Below are 15,406 nucleotides of genomic sequence, written 5' to 3' on the forward strand. Positions count from 1 at the left end.
GAACAAGGGAGTTACCGGTGGACGATTACCAGCAGACGATACGCACCCTGTCTGATCGCATAGTGCTGGCGCAGACGCCGATCCGCGTCCTCGATGCGGTGAAGTGGGACGACACCATTCGCAAGGGCTTCCTCAAGGCCAAAGGCAAGGAAATGCCGGCGGTGGACCGCGATTACTACCTCAATCGGCCGCTGTCTTTCGACTCGAGCAAAGTGAAGCTGGAGTTCCAGAACATCGAGCGTGACATCACTCGTCAGCTCGGTCAGTTCAACCCGGTCGGGCAGATCATGCGGCGCATGTGCAAGGAGTACCGCATGGTGGTGCGGATGCTCGAAGCCCGGGGCACTGAGGATTTCGGCCTGATTTCCCAGGAGCTCTACGGCGCGGCCTCCGATGCCTTTCACGCCGGCGACCCGACCCTGGCCGACCTGGGTCTGATGATGTCCGATTACCTGAACAACATCGATGGCCGGGGCGACCTCAAGGACGAACCGAAGACCCTTAGCGCCAAGGAGGCCGTGCACCTGTTGCAGACCCGCCTGAACAAAGTCTTTGGCGAGGCCGAGGAGACCATTCGGGTGTTCGAGTCCGACGGTATCGTCGCTGATGCGGCGGCGGGTGCCGACTACATCAAGATTCGCGCCGACGCGAAGTTCAACGAACGCGACGTGCGTGCCCTCGAGGTGCATGAAGGGCTGGTGCATGTCGGCACCACCCTCAATGGCTTGAGCCAACCGATCTGTACCTTCCTGGCCAAGGGCCCGCCGTCGTCGACCGTGACCCAGGAAGGCCTGGCGATCCTGATGGAAATCATCACCTTCGCCTCCTATCCCAGCCGCCTGCGCAAATTGACCAACCGTACTCGCGCCATCCATATGGTCGAGGAGGGCGCGGACTTCCTGCAGATCTACGAGTTCTTCCGCGAGCAGGGCTTCGAAATGGCCGAAAGCTACGGCAACGCCAGCCGGGTGTTCCGCGGTTCGGTGCCCAATGGCCTGCCATTTACTAAAGACTTGTCCTATCTCAAGGGCTTCATCATGGTTTACAACTACATTCAGTTGGCCGTGCGCAAAGGCAAGCTTGAGCAGATTCCGTTGCTGTTCTGCGGCAAGACCACCCTGGAAGACATGCGCACCTTGCGCCAGCTGGTCGATGAAGGCCTGGTGGAACCACCGAAATACCTGCCGGCTCAGTTCCGCGACATGAACGCGCTGTCGGCCTGGATGTGCTTCTCCAACTTCCTCAACCACCTGAGCCTGGACCGGATTGAGGCGGACTATTCCAACATTCTGTAGGAGCCAGCTTGCTGGCGATGGCGGTTTATCCGGCAACAAATATGTTGAATGTGGCCCCCAATCGCGAGCAGGCTCGCTCCTACAGAGGTTTCAAAGGATGCGAATCCTCGGCGTTATCGGCCTTCTCCTGACCCTGACCGGCTGCAGTTCCCTGCTGTTCTACCCAGAACCCGGTCAGTTATTCACCCCGGCAAAAGCCGACCTCGAATTTCACGACGTCACCCTGACCACCGCCGACGGTGTCCGCCTGCACGCCTGGTGGTTGCCGACGAAACCGGGTGTGGCGGTCAAGGGCACGGTGCTGCACCTGCACGGCAACGGCGGCAATCTGCCGATGCACCTGGGAGGCAGCTATTGGTTGCCGAAAGAAGGTTACCAAGTGTTGCTGCTGGACTACCGCGGATACGGACTCTCCGAGGGCAAACCGAGTCTGCCGCAGGTCTATTTGGACATCGACGCCGCGTTCAACTGGCTGGGCCAGGCGCCCGAGGTCCAGGGTAAGCCGTTGATCGTGCTGGGCCAGAGTCTCGGCGGGGCCATGGCCCTGCATTATCTGGCCGAACGCCCGCAGCGTCAGGCCGGACTCAAGGCATTGGTGCTCGATGGCGTACCCGCCAGCTACCGCGCAGTCGGCCAGTTTGCCTTGAGTACTTCATGGCTGACCTGGCCGCTACAGGTGCCGTTGTCCTGGCTGGTTCCGGACGCCGACAGTGCCATTTACGCGATGCCAAAGATCAAGCAAGTGCCGAAATTGATCTACCACAGCATCGATGACCCGATCGTGCCTCTTTCCAACGGCATCCGACTGTATCAAGCTGCGCCGCCGCCCAAAGTCCTGCAGCTGACCCGAGGTGGTCATGTGCAGACCTTCGCCGATCCGGTCTGGCGCACCGTCATGCTGCGTTGGCTGGACGATCCAGAACATTTCAATGGGGTGCGTCGACTCGGCGAAATCCCCAACTACCCGGCACCCCGTCATTCTGAAGTTGAACCGCAAGAGAGCCCGCAATGAGTGAAGAACGTAACGCCATCCCGCTGATCATCACCGGTATCTGCACCATCCTCGGCACCGTGGGCGCCCTGTGGTGGTACGGCTACCTGCACTTTGCCAAGCCGGAAGATGCCTTGCTGCTCAGCGACTTCACCATGCTCAAGACCGTGCCGGGCGAAGACTATAAAATCTCCCTGCAACCGGCCGCGCAAGTCGCGCAATGCATCGATGGCGTGCTGGTGATGTTCGACACCGAACAGAAAGGCCTGACGGGTGTGCTGGTCAACAACAAGAAGCAGGCGGTGCGCTGCATGGGCCAGGAAACGCCGCAGCAGCTTGAACCGTAAGCACAGCCGCACTGATCGTGCACAAAAAAAGCCCCGCCTGAACGAATCAGACGGGGCTTTTGCGTTACTGCGTTAAACGTTTAGTTTGCGCTCACTGCCGAGCGCGGAATCACTGGTTGGCTGTCATTGGAAACGGTGACTTCGACCCGACGGTTCATCGCTCGGCCCGAGGCGCTGCCGTTGTCGGCGACCGGGTATTCCTTGCCATACCCCTGGGCGACGATGCGCGCAGGGTCAACGCCCATTTTCACCAGGGCCATGCGCACCGAGTTGGCGCGACGTTCCGACAGCGACTGGTTGTGCGAGGCGGTGCCAGTGCTGTCGGTGTAGCCTTCGATAATCACTTTGCGGTCCGGATTCTGCTCCAGGTAGCGCGCCAGGGTGTTGACGTTGACCAGGCCGCTGGATTTCAGCTCGGCCTTGTCGGTGGCGAACAGCACGTCGCCGAAGGTCACCAGGGTGCCGCGGTCGGTCTGCTTGGCATTGAGGCTGGCCTGCAGTTGCTTGATCTGCGTGTCGCGGGCATCAAGGCGGGCCTGGGCGCGCTTGGCCGAAGCATTTTTCAGCTCGGCTTCAGCAGTGCGCAGAGCGATGGTCTGTTTGGCCACTTCGACTCGCTGATTGGTCAGGTAGGCCAACTGGTCGACCTTCGCCGTGTCCTCACGTTCACGGAACGCATTGTCGGCTTTGTCCATGTAGTCGCTGGCTTCCTTGGTTTCCAGGGCCGCGACCTTGCTCGCCTGTGGATCGGCCTGGAGTGCCGAGTAGTTGACGCGGGCCTGTTCCAGGTTGGCGTTGGGTGGGGTCGAGCAGGCCGCGAGGGCAACGCTGGCGGCCAAGAGGGCTGGGATCATCAGTTGTTTGCGCATATGAATTCGTCCTTTCTATCTATTCGCGGGGCTCAGGGCGTAGGGGGGGCAGCTTTTACTGCACGGTGCGCTGGCTTTCCTGACGTAGTTCCTGGACGCCTTGCTGAGAGTCCTTGACCGATTGTTCGGCTTTCGCCGCCTGGGCTTTGCGTTCGGCGACGCGGGCATCCCACTCCGCCTGTTCGGCGTACATCCGGGCTTGGTCATATTGCTTGTCATGCATGGCCAGCTCGGCTTGTTTGAACTTGTCCTGGGCGGATTTCATTTCCACGGCGGCAAACTCGGTGCCGCCAGCGCTCACGGCACTCTTGACCGCCGATTCAGTCACGGCGTATTGCTCGGTCGGCGGGTTGCCGGCGCACCCGGCCAGCACGAAGCTGCAACCGAGGGCCAGGGCAGCCAGTTTCAGACCGCGCGGGAAGGTGGGGGTGCTGGTGGCGGTGCGGGATTTCATGGTCGTCAACTCCATTGGATAACTCCTGAAAAACGTCAAATCCATCCTGGGGAAAGAGCCGTTGTGGCGCCTGTTTTGAGACGGCAGTTCCAGCGATGGTTACAGGATGGACCCGAGGCTTTTTTTCAAAGTTCAGAAAAATTGACGGTTGTTGTAAAAAAAATGGACGCCAGGGTCAGGGCTGCGGGCGTTGTTTCAGATGTGCACAGCCGAATTCCCGAGCCTGTGAAGGCCCGGGAAATGTGCTGTTCAGGGGGAGGATGCAGCGAGCTTGGATCAGTGTTTCTGCTCGCCGGCGTCCGCTGACAAATCGCGTAAATGCTGGCGTGACAGGGAGAGAAAACGCGGGGTTGGACCGACATCTTCGTACAGCGGATCGCCTTCTTCGTCGGTGGCGATGACCTGCTGGCCCTTGATGTACGGGAAGCTTGCTTCAAGCTCCTCGAGCGCTGCACCGATCAGTTCGCCGAGCAGTTCCTCGGGGTGGCGCTTGGGGTACATGTCACTGAGGGCAGCCAGGCGGGCAGCGGCTTCGACGTCCAGGTGAATGGTGTAGCCGGTCTTGGTCAAGCGGCCTTTGGCAGTTTCTTCCCAATGCTGGGCCAGTTCACGGATTTTCATAATGACCTCAATAGGCACCTGCTCGTGACAGGTTGAGATGAATGTCCGGCCGTGGCCGGTGCAAGCCTTTGTGCGGCTTACTCATGAGACTAGTCGTAACCGCGAAGGTTTACTGTCAGTTCGTCGCCTGCTTGTAAGAACCGGCTGTGGGCGGCACTCTTGGGGTTCGCTTCAGAGCTGACCGCCATTCGCTGGAGAACTGCTGATGACCGATATTGATGCACGCTTGCGCGAAGATGTTCACCTCTTGGGTGAGCTGTTGGGCAACACCATTCGCGAGCAGTACGGGGAAGGATTTCTCGACAAGATCGAGCAGATTCGCAAGGGTGCCAAGGCTGACCGCAGAGGCTCGATGGACGCGGAGCTGAGTGCCAGCCTCAACCAGCTGAGCGAAGACGAATTGCTGCCTGTGGCACGGGCGTTCAATCAATTCCTCAACTTGGCGAACATCGCCGAGCAGTACCAGTTGATTCATCGGCGCGACGAGTTGCAACCGGCACCGTTCGAGGCGCGGGTATTGCCCGAACTGCTGGCCCGGCTGCGTGCCGAAGGCCATGGCGCCGAGGCGCTGGCGCGACAGTTGGGCCGCCTGGAAATCGAACTGGTGCTGACCGCGCATCCCACCGAAGTGGCGCGTCGCACGTTGATCCAGAAGTACGACGCGATCGCTGCGCAACTCGCCGCGCAAGATCACCGCGACCTCACCAGCGCCGAGCGTGAACAGATCCAGCAGCGCTTGCAGCGGCTGATCGCCGAGGCCTGGCACACCGAGGAAATCCGCCGGACCCGACCCACCCCGGTGGATGAAGCCAAGTGGGGCTTCGCGGTCATCGAGCACTCGCTGTGGCAGGCGATTCCCAATTACCTGCGCAAGGCCGACCAGGCGCTGCAGGCCGCCACCGGCTTGCGTCTGCCGCTGGAAGCCGCGCCGATCCGTTTCGCCTCGTGGATGGGTGGCGACCGTGACGGTAACCCCAACGTCACCGCCGCGGTGACCCGTGAAGTGCTGTTGCTGGCGCGCTGGATGGCGGCGGACCTGTACCTGCGTGACGTCGATCAATTGGCCGCCGACCTGTCGATGCAGCAGGCCAGTGCGACCTTGCGTGCCCAGGCTGGCGACAGCGCCGAACCTTACCGTGCCGTGCTAAAGCAACTGCGCGACCGCCTGCGCGCGACCCGCCAATGGGCTCAGGCCTCCTTGGCCGCAACGACCCCGGCACCCGCTCAAGTGCTGCACAACAACCGCGAACTGCTGGATCCGCTGGAGCTGTGCTACCAGTCGCTGCATGAGTGCGGCATGGGCGTGATCGCCGATGGGCCGTTGCTCGATTGCCTGCGCCGCGCGGTGACCTTCGGCCTGTTCCTGGTGCGCCTGGACGTGCGTCAGGACGCCTCGCGTCACGCTTCGGCCATGACTGAAATCACCGACTATCTCGGCCTGGGTCGTTATGAAGACTGGGACGAGGAGGCGCGCATTCGCTTTCTGATGGCGGAGTTGAACAATCGCCGGCCGCTGTTGCCGACGCATTTCAAGCCTTCGGCCGATACCGCCGAGGTCCTTGCTACCTGTCGTGAAGTGGCTGCAGCACCGGGGGCCTCGCTGGGCTCCTATGTGATTTCGATGGCCGGTGCCGCCTCTGATGTGTTGGCGGTGCAACTGCTGCTCAAGGAGTCCGGGGTGCTGCGGCCGATGCGCGTGGTGCCGCTGTTCGAAACCCTGGCTGACCTCGACAATGCCGGGCCGGTGATCGAGAAGCTGTTGCTGCTGCCGGGCTATCGCGCACGCCTGCAGGGCCCGCAGGAAGTGATGATTGGCTATTCCGATTCGGCCAAGGACGCCGGCACCACGGCCGCCGCCTGGGCGCAGTATCGAGCGCAAGAGCGGCTGGTGGACATCTGTCGCGAGCAACAGGTCGAATTGCTGCTATTCCATGGTCGCGGCGGCACGGTGGGGCGTGGCGGTGGTCCGGCTCACGCGGCCATTCTCTCGCAGCCACCGGGGTCGGTGGCCGGACGCTTCCGCACCACCGAGCAGGGCGAGATGATTCGCTTCAAGTTCGGCCTGCCGGACATCGCCGAGCAGAACCTTAACCTGTACCTGGCGGCTGTCCTCGAAGCGACGCTACTGCCGCCGCCGCCACCAACCCCCGAGTGGCGTCATCTGATGGATGAATTGGCGGCCGATGGTGTCAGCGCCTATCGTGCGGTGGTGCGGGAAAATCCGCAATTCGTCGAGTACTTCCGCCAATCCACGCCTGAGCAGGAACTGGGGCGTCTGCCGCTGGGCAGCCGGCCGGCCAAGCGTCGCGCTGGTGGTATTGAAAGCCTGCGAGCGATCCCGTGGATCTTCGGCTGGACCCAGACGCGCCTGATGTTGCCGGCCTGGCTCGGCTGGGAAGCGGCGCTGAGCAATGCCCTGGCACGCGGCGAGGGTGAGCTGTTGGCACAGATGCGCGAGCAATGGCCGTTCTTCCGCACCCGTATCGATATGCTGGAGATGGTGCTGGCCAAGGCCGACACGGACATCGCCCGGTCTTACGACGAGCGTCTGGTGGAGGCGGATCTGCTGCCGTTGGGTGCGCATTTACGCGACCTATTGTCGCAGGCCTGCGCGGTGGTGCTGGGCCTGACTGGCCAGTCGCAGTTGCTCGCCCATAGCCCGGCTACCCTGGAGTTCATCCGTTTACGCAACACCTACCTGGACCCTCTTCATCTATTGCAGGCGGAGTTGCTGGCGCGTTCGCGGCAACAGGAGGTGGCGCAAGGCAGCCCGGTAGAACAGGCGCTGCTGGTGTCTGTGGCGGGAATTGCCGCCGGTTTACGTAATACCGGCTGAGGCGTTTGCGCCGTCGTCAGTGAACGTTTTCGTCCCTTTTCAGGGCGAGCGAGGAGGGTTGTTGTCGACGGCCAGGCGACACTTTGTTATGGGGTTGCGACTTGGAATACCTCGTCGCAACGGCACCACAGGCGCGGGTTCTTCCGACTTTCGGCGGCTTGTGTGGGCCGTGCCTGCTGTGTATCTTGATCAGCCTTTGGCCGTTTGGGCGGCCCACGACCCTATTCCAGGATTGGCCCCGTGCGGCGAATCCGATTGTTTATAAATAAGAAATTGAGGAGCACATCGATGCGCGTCATTCTGCTGGGAGCTCCCGGAGCCGGTAAAGGTACTCAGGCCAAGTTCATCACCGAAAAATTCGCCATTCCACAGATTTCCACCGGCGACATGCTGCGTGCGGCGGTCAAGGCTGGCACCGAGCTGGGCATCAAGGCCAAAGGCATTATGGATGCCGGCGGCCTGGTCTCCGACGACCTGATCATCGCCCTGGTCAAGGACCGTATTGCTCAGCCGGACTGCGTCAACGGTTTCCTGTTCGACGGCTTCCCGCGCACCATTCCGCAGGCTGAAGCCCTGGTGACTGAAGGCGTCGAGCTGGACCACGTGGTCGAAATCGCTGTAGACGATGAAGAAATCGTCCAGCGTATCGCCGGTCGCCGTGTTCACGAAGCCAGCGGCCGCGTGTACCACACCGTCTACAACCCGCCAAAACTGGCTGGCAAGGACGACATCACCGGTGAGGAGCTGGTGCAGCGCAAGGACGACACCGAAGAAACCGTGCGTCATCGCCTGTCGGTCTACCACTCGCAGACCAAGCCGCTGGTGGACTTCTACCAGAAGCTGTCGGCTGCCCAGGGCAAGCCGAAGTACAGCCACATTGCAGGCGTTGGCTCGGTTGAAGCCATCACCGGCAAAGTGCTGGAAGCGCTGAGCTGATAAAGCTGATTTGCTTTGTCTTCAACGGCCCGCTTGCGGGCCGTTGTTGTTTATACTGACGGACTTTTTTCTACTGCCTGACGGAAACATCGATGAGCACCTTGCTGGCCCTGGACACCGCGACTGAAGCTTGCTCCGTTGCCTTGCTGCATGACGGTAAAGTGACGAGCCATTACGAGGTGATCCCGCGCCTGCATGCGCAGAAGCTGTTGCCGATGATCCAGCAGTTGCTGGCGGATGCCGGCACAACCTTGCAGGCCGTTGATGCGATTGCCTTCGGCCGTGGTCCAGGCGCATTCACCGGTGTGCGAATTGCCATAGGCGTGGTCCAGGGTCTGGCGTTTGCCCTCGATCGCCCGGTGTTGCCGGTGTCCAACCTGGCAGTACTGGCGCAGCGTGCATTGCGTGAGCATGCTGCGACGCAGGTGGCGGCTGCCATCGATGCGCGGATGGACGAAGTCTATTGGGGTTGCTACCGCGAGACCGCCGGGGAAATGCGCCTGGTGGGTGCCGAAGCGGTGCTACCGCCAGAAGTCGCGGCCTTGCCGGCCGATGCCACGGGCGAGTGGTTTGGCGCGGGCACGGGCTGGGGTTATGGCGAACGCATTGGCGTTGCGCCCAGCGGCCAGGACGCGGGCATGTTGCCCCACGCCGAGGACCTGCTGAGCCTTGCCCGGTTCGCCTGGGAACGCGGCGAAGCCGTTGCCGCCGATCAAGCGCAACCGGTCTACCTGCGCGATAAAGTGGCGACGCCGAAGGCTAGATAAATATTGCTTGTACCCCTGTCGGAGCAAGCTCTCTCCTACAGGGTTTTGTGGTCGATCAAATGGTGATCGGTGGCCGATAACCCCGCCAATCGTCTGTTTTCCCTCAGCCTTTTAAACCTTTTGCCTTTTATGTGTTCTAGTTATCACTTGGCTGTTTGCGCACCTCTGCAAGTGCCGCTAAATTGCCATCATTGATGACAGGCACGCTCTCATGCGCATAGACGGATTTCCCTCGCAGTCGTACCCCATTTCGCGTAAGCCTCGCAAAGGCCGGGCGACGGTGGACGAGTCGGTCATCGACGAAGACGGCGAGTTGCAAATCCCCTCCGAAGAGCAAATGGCCGCGCGTGCCGAGCAACGCACCAGCCATCTTCCGGCACGCCAGCAAGACCTGCTGTATCACCGGGCCATGGACCGCAATGCATCGCTGGCCCTGGCCAGCTACCTGAGTACCGCCGCTTTCGTCGATTGGGATATGGAAGTGCTGGGGCTCGACCTGTACATCTGATGTCACTGCCTTATTTCCTCGGTTGCCCGTCCTGGAGCGAAAACGCCTGGCGCGAGTACCTGTACCCGCAAGACGCGCGCGCCAACCAATACCTCGAACTGTATTCGCAGGTGTTCAACGCGGTGGAGGGCAACACCACCTTCTATGCCCGTCCCGCCCCGGCAACCGTGGAGCGCTGGGCGCAGATCATGCCCGAGCATTTTCGCTTCACTGCCAAGTTTCCCGGCGATATCAGCCACGGCGGTGACCTGCGCGAGCAACTGACCGCAGCCGAGACCTTCGTGCAGTTGCTTAGCCCTTTAGGCGACAGAGTTGCGCCGTACTGGTTGCAGCTGTCCAAAGCCTTCACCCCGCAACGCCTGGCCGAACTCGCCGGCTTTATCGATGGCCTGCAGTGCCCGCTGGCGGTCGAGGTGCGGCATCGAGACTTCTTTGCCAAGGGCGATGCCGAACGCATGCTCAACCGGCTGTTGCGCGACCGTGGCGTGGAGCGCATCTGCCTGGACCCGCGGGCGCTGTTCAGTTGCACTTCGACCGAGGCTGCGATTTTGCATGCGCAGGATAAAAAGCCCAATGTGCCGACCCGGCCGGCGGCCTTTACTCAGTTCCCTCAGGTGCGCTTCATTGGTCATCCGGAGCTCGAAGCTAACGAGCCGTTTCTTACGCCCTGGGTGGAGAAAATCGCCCTGTGGATCGAGGAGGGTCGCACCCCCTACGTCTTCCTGCATACCGCGGATAACCGTTTGGCGGCAGCCTTGGCGCAACGCTTTCATCAGCGGCTGATGCTGCGTTTACCTGGCTTGCCGGCGCTGCCTGAGTTATACAGAGAGCCCGCCGCCGTGCAGCTTGGATTGCTCTGACGACGGCTCACACCCATCGCCAAGGAGCCCATCTATGGATGCGCAAACTCGCAAAGCCCATGCGTTCAAAGCCCTGCACGAAGGTGCCGGGGTGTTTGTGATTCCCAATCCATGGGATGCCGGCTCGGCGAAAATGCTCGCCAGCCTGGGGTACCAGGCGTTGGCAACCACCAGCGCCGGCTGCGCCTTTTCCATGGCCCGCGCCGATGGTGCGCTGAAACTCGACGATACCCTGGCCAACGTCCGCGCAATTGTTGCCGCCAGCGACCTGCCTGTGGCCGTGGACCTGGAAAACGGTTTCGCCGACGACCCGAAACAATCCGCCGCCAGCCTGCTGGCTGCCGCTGGGGCCGGTGCCGTGGGTGGCTCGATTGAAGATGCCACCGGCCGCGAAGAAGGGCCGATCTATTGCTTCGAACACGCCGTGGCGCGGATCGAAGCGGCGGTCGCGGCGGCGCGCAGCCTGCCATTCCCGTTCATCCTGACCGCCCGCGCCGAAAATTACCTGCATGGCAAACCCGACCTGGCCGACACCATTCGCCGCCTGCAGGCATTTGCCGAGGCCGGCGCCGATGTGTTGTATGCCCCGGGCCTGCGCAATGCCGAGGAAGTGCTGGCGGTGGTGCGTGCCGTGGCGCCGAAACCGGTCAACGTGTTGATGTCGGGCGGGCTCAAGCTGACGGTGGCGCAACTCGCAGAGATGGGCGTCAAGCGCATCAGTGTCGGTTCGGCGATGGCCCTGGCGGCTTATGGCGAGTTCTTCCGCGCCGCCCAGGAAATCCGCGATCACGGCACTTTTGGCTTCACTGAGCGCTCGATGCCGTTTGCCCAGGCCAATCAACTGTTCAAGGGCTGATGGACGCGATCCAAGGGGATGTTGGGTGAAAGTGCTGGCGCTGCTGGTTGTCTTGCTGGGAGGGCTGCTACTCAGCGTCTGGCGTGGCTGGTTGACTGTTCCGTCAGCCTGGAACCCTTGGGCGCCGCTGGATGTGCACACGACGCCGAACCTGCTGACTCGCTACAAGCTCGCCCAGTTGCGCGACAACCCGATGCTTTGCGATCAGGTACTGGCTACCTCGGGGCTGAAAGTCAGTCGCCAGGCCGACAGCCCGGTGAACGTCGCGTGTCCATTGTCCAACGTGGTGCGGGTACAGGGGGCCGAAGTTGGCCTGAGCAGCAGCTTCCTCGCCAGTTGCCCCTTGGCCGTGGCCTTCGCCCTGTTCGAGCGGCATGCCCTGCAGCCGGCGGCGCAGCAGGTCTATGGCCAGGCGGTGACGCGGGTCGATCATCTGGGTAGCTTTGCGTGTCGCAATATCTATGGCCGGGAAAAAGCCGCGCGCAGTCAGCATGCGAGTGCCAGCGCCCTGGATATCGCTGGCTTTCGTCTGGCCGATGGCCGCAGCATCAATGTGCTGCGCGATTGGCCCAAAGATAACGACGACGCACGATTCCTGCGCCAGGTCCGCGACGATGCCTGCGCGATGTTCAATGTGGTGTTGAGCCCGGACTACAACGCGGCGCACCGCAACCATTTTCATCTGGACGTGGGCCGCTGGTGGGTCTGTCGCTGAGGCTTAGGCGGCGATGCGCAGGTTCTGCAGGACGATCGGACGCGCCCAGTGCAGGTCGTAGTCCAGGTCTTGCTGTTGATCCACCAGCTCTTGCGGCGGATACGGCGGGGCAGGTGGGTCCAGCAGGTCCAACTCGAACTCGGCAATCGGCAGGAACAACGGGCGCGGTTGCGGCGCGGGGCCTGGGGTGGGCAGCGGTTGACCGGCAGTGAGGACCAGCGGGCGCAGCCATTCGCTGTCGAAATCCTGTTGCGCCTGCTGGGCCACCAGCTCTTCAGCGGCGAAGGCGGGCGCGGGCTTGTCGGCCAGGTCCATCTCGAATTCGGCGATCGGCAGGAACAACGGCTCGGGCGGACGGATTTCGGTGTCGACGATCGCGCAGGCGCGCTGAGTGACGATCTCCGCCAGCAACTCGGAACCGCCTGCTGGCTCGTCCGGACCATCGACCACTACGGGCTGCAAGGTGCCTGGCGGCGGGGCCCCGTCACCCAACTGATCGGCCAGCGCCCGGGCAAAGAAATCTTGCCACAGGTGGCTGCTGACGCCGCTCAGTGTCTGGGTGTTGTGACGGCTGTATTCGCGATAAGGCGTAATAAAGCCTGCGGGGACGCGTTGAAGGTCTGACATGGTTCTCGGTCGACGCTCAGCTCTGGCAAAATGCTCGATAGTTTGGTTATCGGCCGCTTTTGCCGATCCTTGATTTTTTCGAGTGTGATTTCTGATGAGTGAACAACCCGCGGCCAGCCGCATCATTGTCCAGGCCCTGGCCGATGCCTACCGCACCCAAGCCGAGCAGTGGGCCGAGCGCCTGGGCCTGCCGCTGCACCTGGAAGATGCCGAGTTCGCCTTGCAAGTGGGCGAGCAAGGCTTGCAGTTGCAGCAACTGGGGCCGGATGCGCCGGGGCCGGTGCGGGTCGACTTCGTCGAGGGCGGCGCAGCTCATCGCCGACTGTACGGCGGCGGCAGCGGGCAAATGATTGCCAAGGCGGTGGGTATCGCCCAAGGTGTGCGGCCTCGGGTGCTGGATGCCACGGCAGGCTTGGGCAAGGACGGCTTCGTGCTGGCCAGCCTGGGCTGCGAAATGAGCCTGATCGAGCGCCAACCACTGATCGGCGCCTTGCTCGAAGACGGCCTGGTCCGTGCGGCGGAAGATTTCGAGGTGGCGCCGATCGTTGCGCGCATGCGGTTGCTCAAGGGTAATTCGATCGAGTTGATGCGCAACTGGGAGGGCGAACCGCCGCAGGTGATCTACCTCGACCCGATGTTCCCGCACCGCGAGAAAACCGCACTGGTGAAGAAGGAAATGCGCCTGTTCCGGCCCCTGGTCGGTGACGATCCGGACGCCCCGGCGCTGCTCGCCGCCGCCCTGGCGCTGGCCACTCACCGCGTGGTGGTCAAACGCCCGCGCAAGGCACCCTGCATCGAAGGGCCGAAGCCGAGTCACGCGCTGGATGGTAAGTCCAGCCGCTACGATATTTATCCCAAGAAAGCTCTTAAGCCCTGAGCTTGCCGCTAGTGCCTGCGGGCAAACGCCCGCATGAACAACTCCACCACCTCCCGCACATGCGCCTCGGCCGCTTCGCCGGTCAGCGGCTCGCCGCAGCCGTAGAGCAGGCGGAAATTGCCGGCGCCCTTGAGCAGGCAGAAAAAGTGCTCTGCGGCGTTGCGTGGTTTGTCGATGCTCAAGGCGCCCAACTGGTCGATCTTGCCCAGCAAGCGCTCCATGCCCTGCAACATCCGCTCGGGACCGGCTTCGAAAAAGATCTGCGAGAGCTTGGGGTCCTGGCTGCCGAGGGCCATGATCAGGCGATGCAGATTGACGGACTCATCGCTGTTGATCAGTTGATGAAAGCCTCTGGCAATGTTCAGTAATACATTTTCCACCGACATGCCGTCGGGCAATTCGAAGAACAAGGTAGGCAATTGCTCTTCGCATTTGGCGATGACGGCGGCGGAAAACAGTGTCTCCTTGTCGTTGAAATGACTGTAGACCGTCAGTTTCGATACGCCGGCCTCAGCCGCCACCGCGTCCATGCTGGTGCTCGCGTAACCATTACTCAGAAACAGGCGCTTTGCCGCTTCAAGGATTGCCTCGCGCTTTGCGAGATCTTTGGGGCGGCCGGGGCCGTTTTGTGAAGAAAGATTGTCGGACATTTTTCGCTTTTAATACTGGACTGGTGAGTTTGCTATTAATAACATACTGGCCAGTATAAATATTCCAAGCACTATTAGCGAAAGGTCGTTCACCATGTTCCGCTATGCCTTGCCCCTCGCGTTGCCAGTCAGCCTGGCCTTTCTGTTAACGGCATGTGGTCAGGAAGAGCCGGTACAAGCCACCGTGCGTCCGGCCATGGTGGTTCAGCCAGAGCCTTCGGCGCAGTCGCTGGAGAGCTACCCCGGTGAAGTTCGCGCTCGCTTCGAGCCCGACCTGGCCTTTCGCATTGCCGGTAAAGTCAGCCGACGACTGGTCGATGAGGGCGAGCGGGTCAAGGCCAATCAGCCATTGGCCGAACTCGATCCCGAGGACGTGCGCCTGCAACTGGACGCGACCCGTGCCCAGGTCGCCGCCGCCACCGCCAACCTCAATCTGGTACGCGCCGAACGCGATCGCTACAAGACCCTGATGGAACGTCAGATGGTCAGCCGTTCGCAGTACGACAATGCGGAAAACCTCTACCGTTCAGGTGAAGCACGCCTCAAGCAGATCAAGGCGGAATTTGACGTGGCCAACAATCAGGCCAGCTACGCGATCCTGCGGGCGCCACAGGACGGCGTGGTCGCCAAGCGTGCGGCAGAAGTCGGGCAAGTGGTGGCCGCTGGGCAAACGGTGTTCACCCTGGCCGCTGACGGTGAGCGCGAAGTGCTGATCAGCCTGCCGGAGCAGAACTTCGGCCGCTTCAAAGTCGGTCAGCCAGTCACTGTTGAACTCTGGACCCAGCCTGATCAACGCCTGGCAGGCACCCTTCGTGAGTTGTCGCCGGCGGCCGATCCAAAATCACGGACCTTTGCCGCTCGCATTGCGTTCACTGCCGGCAAGGTGCCGGCGGAACTGGGACAGAGTGCCCGGGTGTTCATTGAAAACGCTCAGGCGATGGCGCTTTCGGTGCCGCTCTCGGCACTCACTGCCGAGAACGGTGCGACCTACGTCTGGATCGTCGGCCCTGATAACACCCTGAAAAAAGCCCCGGTCCGGGTCGGTGCCTTCGGTGAAAAAACCGTGCCGGTGCTCGAAGGCTTGAGTGCCAATGATTGGGTAGTGGCAGCCGGCGTGCATGTACTGCTCGACGGCCAGAAAGTGCGTCCGGTGGATCGCTCCAACCGCACGGTCGATGTGGCGGCCAAGGAGTAATG

17 protein-coding genes are annotated in these 15,406 nt (G+C 61.8%); 12 read left to right on the forward strand and 5 right to left on the reverse strand.

Features of this window, described 5'->3' with window-relative positions:
- The first annotated feature begins 17 nt into the window (after positions 1-17).
- The 3 genes from NR126_RS08610 (at position 18) to NR126_RS08620 (ending at position 2,633) form a co-directional block, all read left to right on the forward strand.
- Positions 18-1,295, forward strand: coding sequence for a flavohemoglobin expression-modulating QEGLA motif protein (locus NR126_RS08610; RefSeq protein ID WP_027619085.1), 1,278 nt, complete (start codon positions 18-20; stop codon positions 1,293-1,295).
- A 97-nt stretch (positions 1,296-1,392) separates the two neighbouring features.
- A complete protein-coding gene (locus tag NR126_RS08615; protein ID WP_256830024.1) occupies positions 1,393-2,307 on the forward strand; it encodes an alpha/beta hydrolase in 915 nt (304 codons plus the stop codon).
- Positions 2,304-2,633, forward strand: a complete 330-nt coding sequence (locus NR126_RS08620; protein WP_027619083.1) for a hypothetical protein — start codon at positions 2,304-2,306, stop codon at positions 2,631-2,633. Before NR126_RS08615 ends, NR126_RS08620 begins: the two co-directional genes overlap by 4 nt.
- Before the next feature lie 80 nt (positions 2,634-2,713).
- Here the strand turns inward: NR126_RS08620 and NR126_RS08625 are convergent, their stop codons facing one another.
- From NR126_RS08625 to NR126_RS08635, 3 genes are all read right to left on the reverse strand, one after another.
- On the reverse strand, positions 2,714-3,502 hold the full coding sequence (locus NR126_RS08625; protein ID WP_105755049.1) for an OmpA family protein: 789 nt from the start codon (positions 3,500-3,502) through the stop codon (positions 2,714-2,716).
- A 55-nt stretch (positions 3,503-3,557) separates the two neighbouring features.
- Positions 3,558-3,971, reverse strand: coding sequence for a DUF4398 domain-containing protein (locus NR126_RS08630; protein WP_256830025.1), 414 nt, complete (start codon positions 3,969-3,971; stop codon positions 3,558-3,560).
- Between the two features lie 261 nt (positions 3,972-4,232).
- Positions 4,233-4,577, reverse strand: a complete 345-nt coding sequence (locus NR126_RS08635; RefSeq protein ID WP_027619080.1) for a hypothetical protein — start codon at positions 4,575-4,577, stop codon at positions 4,233-4,235.
- Between the two features lie 205 nt (positions 4,578-4,782).
- Between NR126_RS08635 and ppc the strand changes: the two genes are divergently transcribed.
- From ppc to NR126_RS08670, 7 genes are all read left to right on the forward strand, one after another.
- Positions 4,783-7,413 carry a phosphoenolpyruvate carboxylase gene (gene ppc / locus NR126_RS08640; protein ID WP_027619079.1) on the forward strand — a complete coding sequence of 877 codons (2,631 nt, stop codon included), beginning with the start codon at positions 4,783-4,785 and terminating at the stop codon, positions 7,411-7,413.
- A gap of 288 nt (positions 7,414-7,701) precedes the next feature.
- Positions 7,702-8,349 carry an adenylate kinase gene (adk, locus tag NR126_RS08645; RefSeq protein ID WP_027619078.1) on the forward strand — a complete coding sequence of 216 codons (648 nt, stop codon included), beginning with the start codon at positions 7,702-7,704 and terminating at the stop codon, positions 8,347-8,349.
- Positions 8,350-8,441: 92 nt separating this feature from the next.
- A complete protein-coding gene (gene tsaB / locus NR126_RS08650; protein ID WP_027619077.1) occupies positions 8,442-9,116 on the forward strand; it encodes a tRNA (adenosine(37)-N6)-threonylcarbamoyltransferase complex dimerization subunit type 1 TsaB in 675 nt (224 codons plus the stop codon).
- Positions 9,117-9,327: 211 nt separating this feature from the next.
- Positions 9,328-9,624 carry a hypothetical protein gene (locus NR126_RS08655; RefSeq protein WP_027619076.1) on the forward strand — a complete coding sequence of 99 codons (297 nt, stop codon included), beginning with the start codon at positions 9,328-9,330 and terminating at the stop codon, positions 9,622-9,624.
- Positions 9,624-10,484, forward strand: coding sequence for a DUF72 domain-containing protein (locus tag NR126_RS08660; protein WP_105755046.1), 861 nt, complete (start codon positions 9,624-9,626; stop codon positions 10,482-10,484). Before NR126_RS08655 ends, NR126_RS08660 begins: the two co-directional genes overlap by 1 nt.
- Positions 10,485-10,518: 34 nt before the next feature.
- Positions 10,519-11,340 carry an isocitrate lyase/phosphoenolpyruvate mutase family protein gene (locus NR126_RS08665; RefSeq protein WP_027619074.1) on the forward strand — a complete coding sequence of 274 codons (822 nt, stop codon included), beginning with the start codon at positions 10,519-10,521 and terminating at the stop codon, positions 11,338-11,340.
- A gap of 25 nt (positions 11,341-11,365) precedes the next feature.
- Positions 11,366-12,055 (forward strand): extensin family protein, encoded by a 690-nt coding sequence (locus NR126_RS08670; protein WP_256830026.1) that lies wholly within the window; start codon positions 11,366-11,368, stop codon positions 12,053-12,055.
- 3 nt (positions 12,056-12,058) lie between these two features.
- Here NR126_RS08670 and NR126_RS08675 read toward each other — a convergent pair whose 3' ends face one another.
- On the reverse strand, positions 12,059-12,682 hold the full coding sequence (locus NR126_RS08675; RefSeq protein ID WP_027619072.1) for a hypothetical protein: 624 nt from the start codon (positions 12,680-12,682) through the stop codon (positions 12,059-12,061).
- Between the two features lie 94 nt (positions 12,683-12,776).
- Between NR126_RS08675 and NR126_RS08680 the strand changes: the two genes are divergently transcribed.
- The gene (locus NR126_RS08680) at positions 12,777-13,559 is read left to right on the forward strand and encodes a class I SAM-dependent methyltransferase (protein ID WP_256830027.1); all 783 of its coding nucleotides are present in this window, start codon (positions 12,777-12,779) and stop codon (positions 13,557-13,559) included.
- A gap of 8 nt (positions 13,560-13,567) precedes the next feature.
- Here the strand turns inward: NR126_RS08680 and NR126_RS08685 are convergent, their stop codons facing one another.
- Positions 13,568-14,209, reverse strand: coding sequence for a TetR/AcrR family transcriptional regulator (locus NR126_RS08685; RefSeq protein WP_027619070.1), 642 nt, complete (start codon positions 14,207-14,209; stop codon positions 13,568-13,570).
- A gap of 94 nt (positions 14,210-14,303) precedes the next feature.
- On the opposite strand from NR126_RS08685, the gene NR126_RS08690 reads away from it, so the two are divergent.
- Positions 14,304-15,404, forward strand: coding sequence for an efflux RND transporter periplasmic adaptor subunit (locus tag NR126_RS08690; RefSeq protein ID WP_256830028.1), 1,101 nt, complete (start codon positions 14,304-14,306; stop codon positions 15,402-15,404).
- The last annotated feature ends 2 nt before the right edge of the window (positions 15,405-15,406 follow it).

Origin of the sequence: Pseudomonas sp. Pse1, from assembly GCF_024519635.1 — a bacterium.
Lineage (GTDB): Bacteria > Pseudomonadota > Gammaproteobacteria > Pseudomonadales > Pseudomonadaceae > Aquipseudomonas.

Excerpts from the sequence above, each read along its gene's own strand:
- NR126_RS08625 (WP_105755049.1), bottom strand. The coding sequence starts at position 3,502 with ATGCGCAAACAACTGATGATCCCAGCCCTCTTGGCCGCCAGCGTTGCC.
- tsaB (WP_027619077.1), top strand. The coding sequence starts at position 8,442 with ATGAGCACCTTGCTGGCCCTGGACACCGCGACTGAAGCTTGCTCCGTT.
- NR126_RS08655 (WP_027619076.1), top strand. The coding sequence starts at position 9,328 with ATGCGCATAGACGGATTTCCCTCGCAGTCGTACCCCATTTCGCGTAAG.
- NR126_RS08680 (WP_256830027.1), top strand. The coding sequence starts at position 12,777 with ATGAGTGAACAACCCGCGGCCAGCCGCATCATTGTCCAGGCCCTGGCC.
- adk (WP_027619078.1), top strand. The coding sequence starts at position 7,702 with ATGCGCGTCATTCTGCTGGGAGCTCCCGGAGCCGGTAAAGGTACTCAG.
- NR126_RS08660 (WP_105755046.1), top strand. The coding sequence starts at position 9,624 with ATGTCACTGCCTTATTTCCTCGGTTGCCCGTCCTGGAGCGAAAACGCC.
- NR126_RS08615 (WP_256830024.1), top strand. The coding sequence starts at position 1,393 with ATGCGAATCCTCGGCGTTATCGGCCTTCTCCTGACCCTGACCGGCTGC.
- NR126_RS08630 (WP_256830025.1), bottom strand. The coding sequence starts at position 3,971 with ATGGAGTTGACGACCATGAAATCCCGCACCGCCACCAGCACCCCCACC.
- ppc (WP_027619079.1), top strand. The coding sequence starts at position 4,783 with ATGACCGATATTGATGCACGCTTGCGCGAAGATGTTCACCTCTTGGGT.
- NR126_RS08620 (WP_027619083.1), top strand. The coding sequence starts at position 2,304 with ATGAGTGAAGAACGTAACGCCATCCCGCTGATCATCACCGGTATCTGC.
- NR126_RS08665 (WP_027619074.1), top strand. The coding sequence starts at position 10,519 with ATGGATGCGCAAACTCGCAAAGCCCATGCGTTCAAAGCCCTGCACGAA.
- NR126_RS08675 (WP_027619072.1), bottom strand. The coding sequence starts at position 12,682 with ATGTCAGACCTTCAACGCGTCCCCGCAGGCTTTATTACGCCTTATCGC.
- NR126_RS08690 (WP_256830028.1), top strand. The coding sequence starts at position 14,304 with ATGTTCCGCTATGCCTTGCCCCTCGCGTTGCCAGTCAGCCTGGCCTTT.
- NR126_RS08685 (WP_027619070.1), bottom strand. The coding sequence starts at position 14,209 with ATGTCCGACAATCTTTCTTCACAAAACGGCCCCGGCCGCCCCAAAGAT.
- NR126_RS08635 (WP_027619080.1), bottom strand. The coding sequence starts at position 4,577 with ATGAAAATCCGTGAACTGGCCCAGCATTGGGAAGAAACTGCCAAAGGC.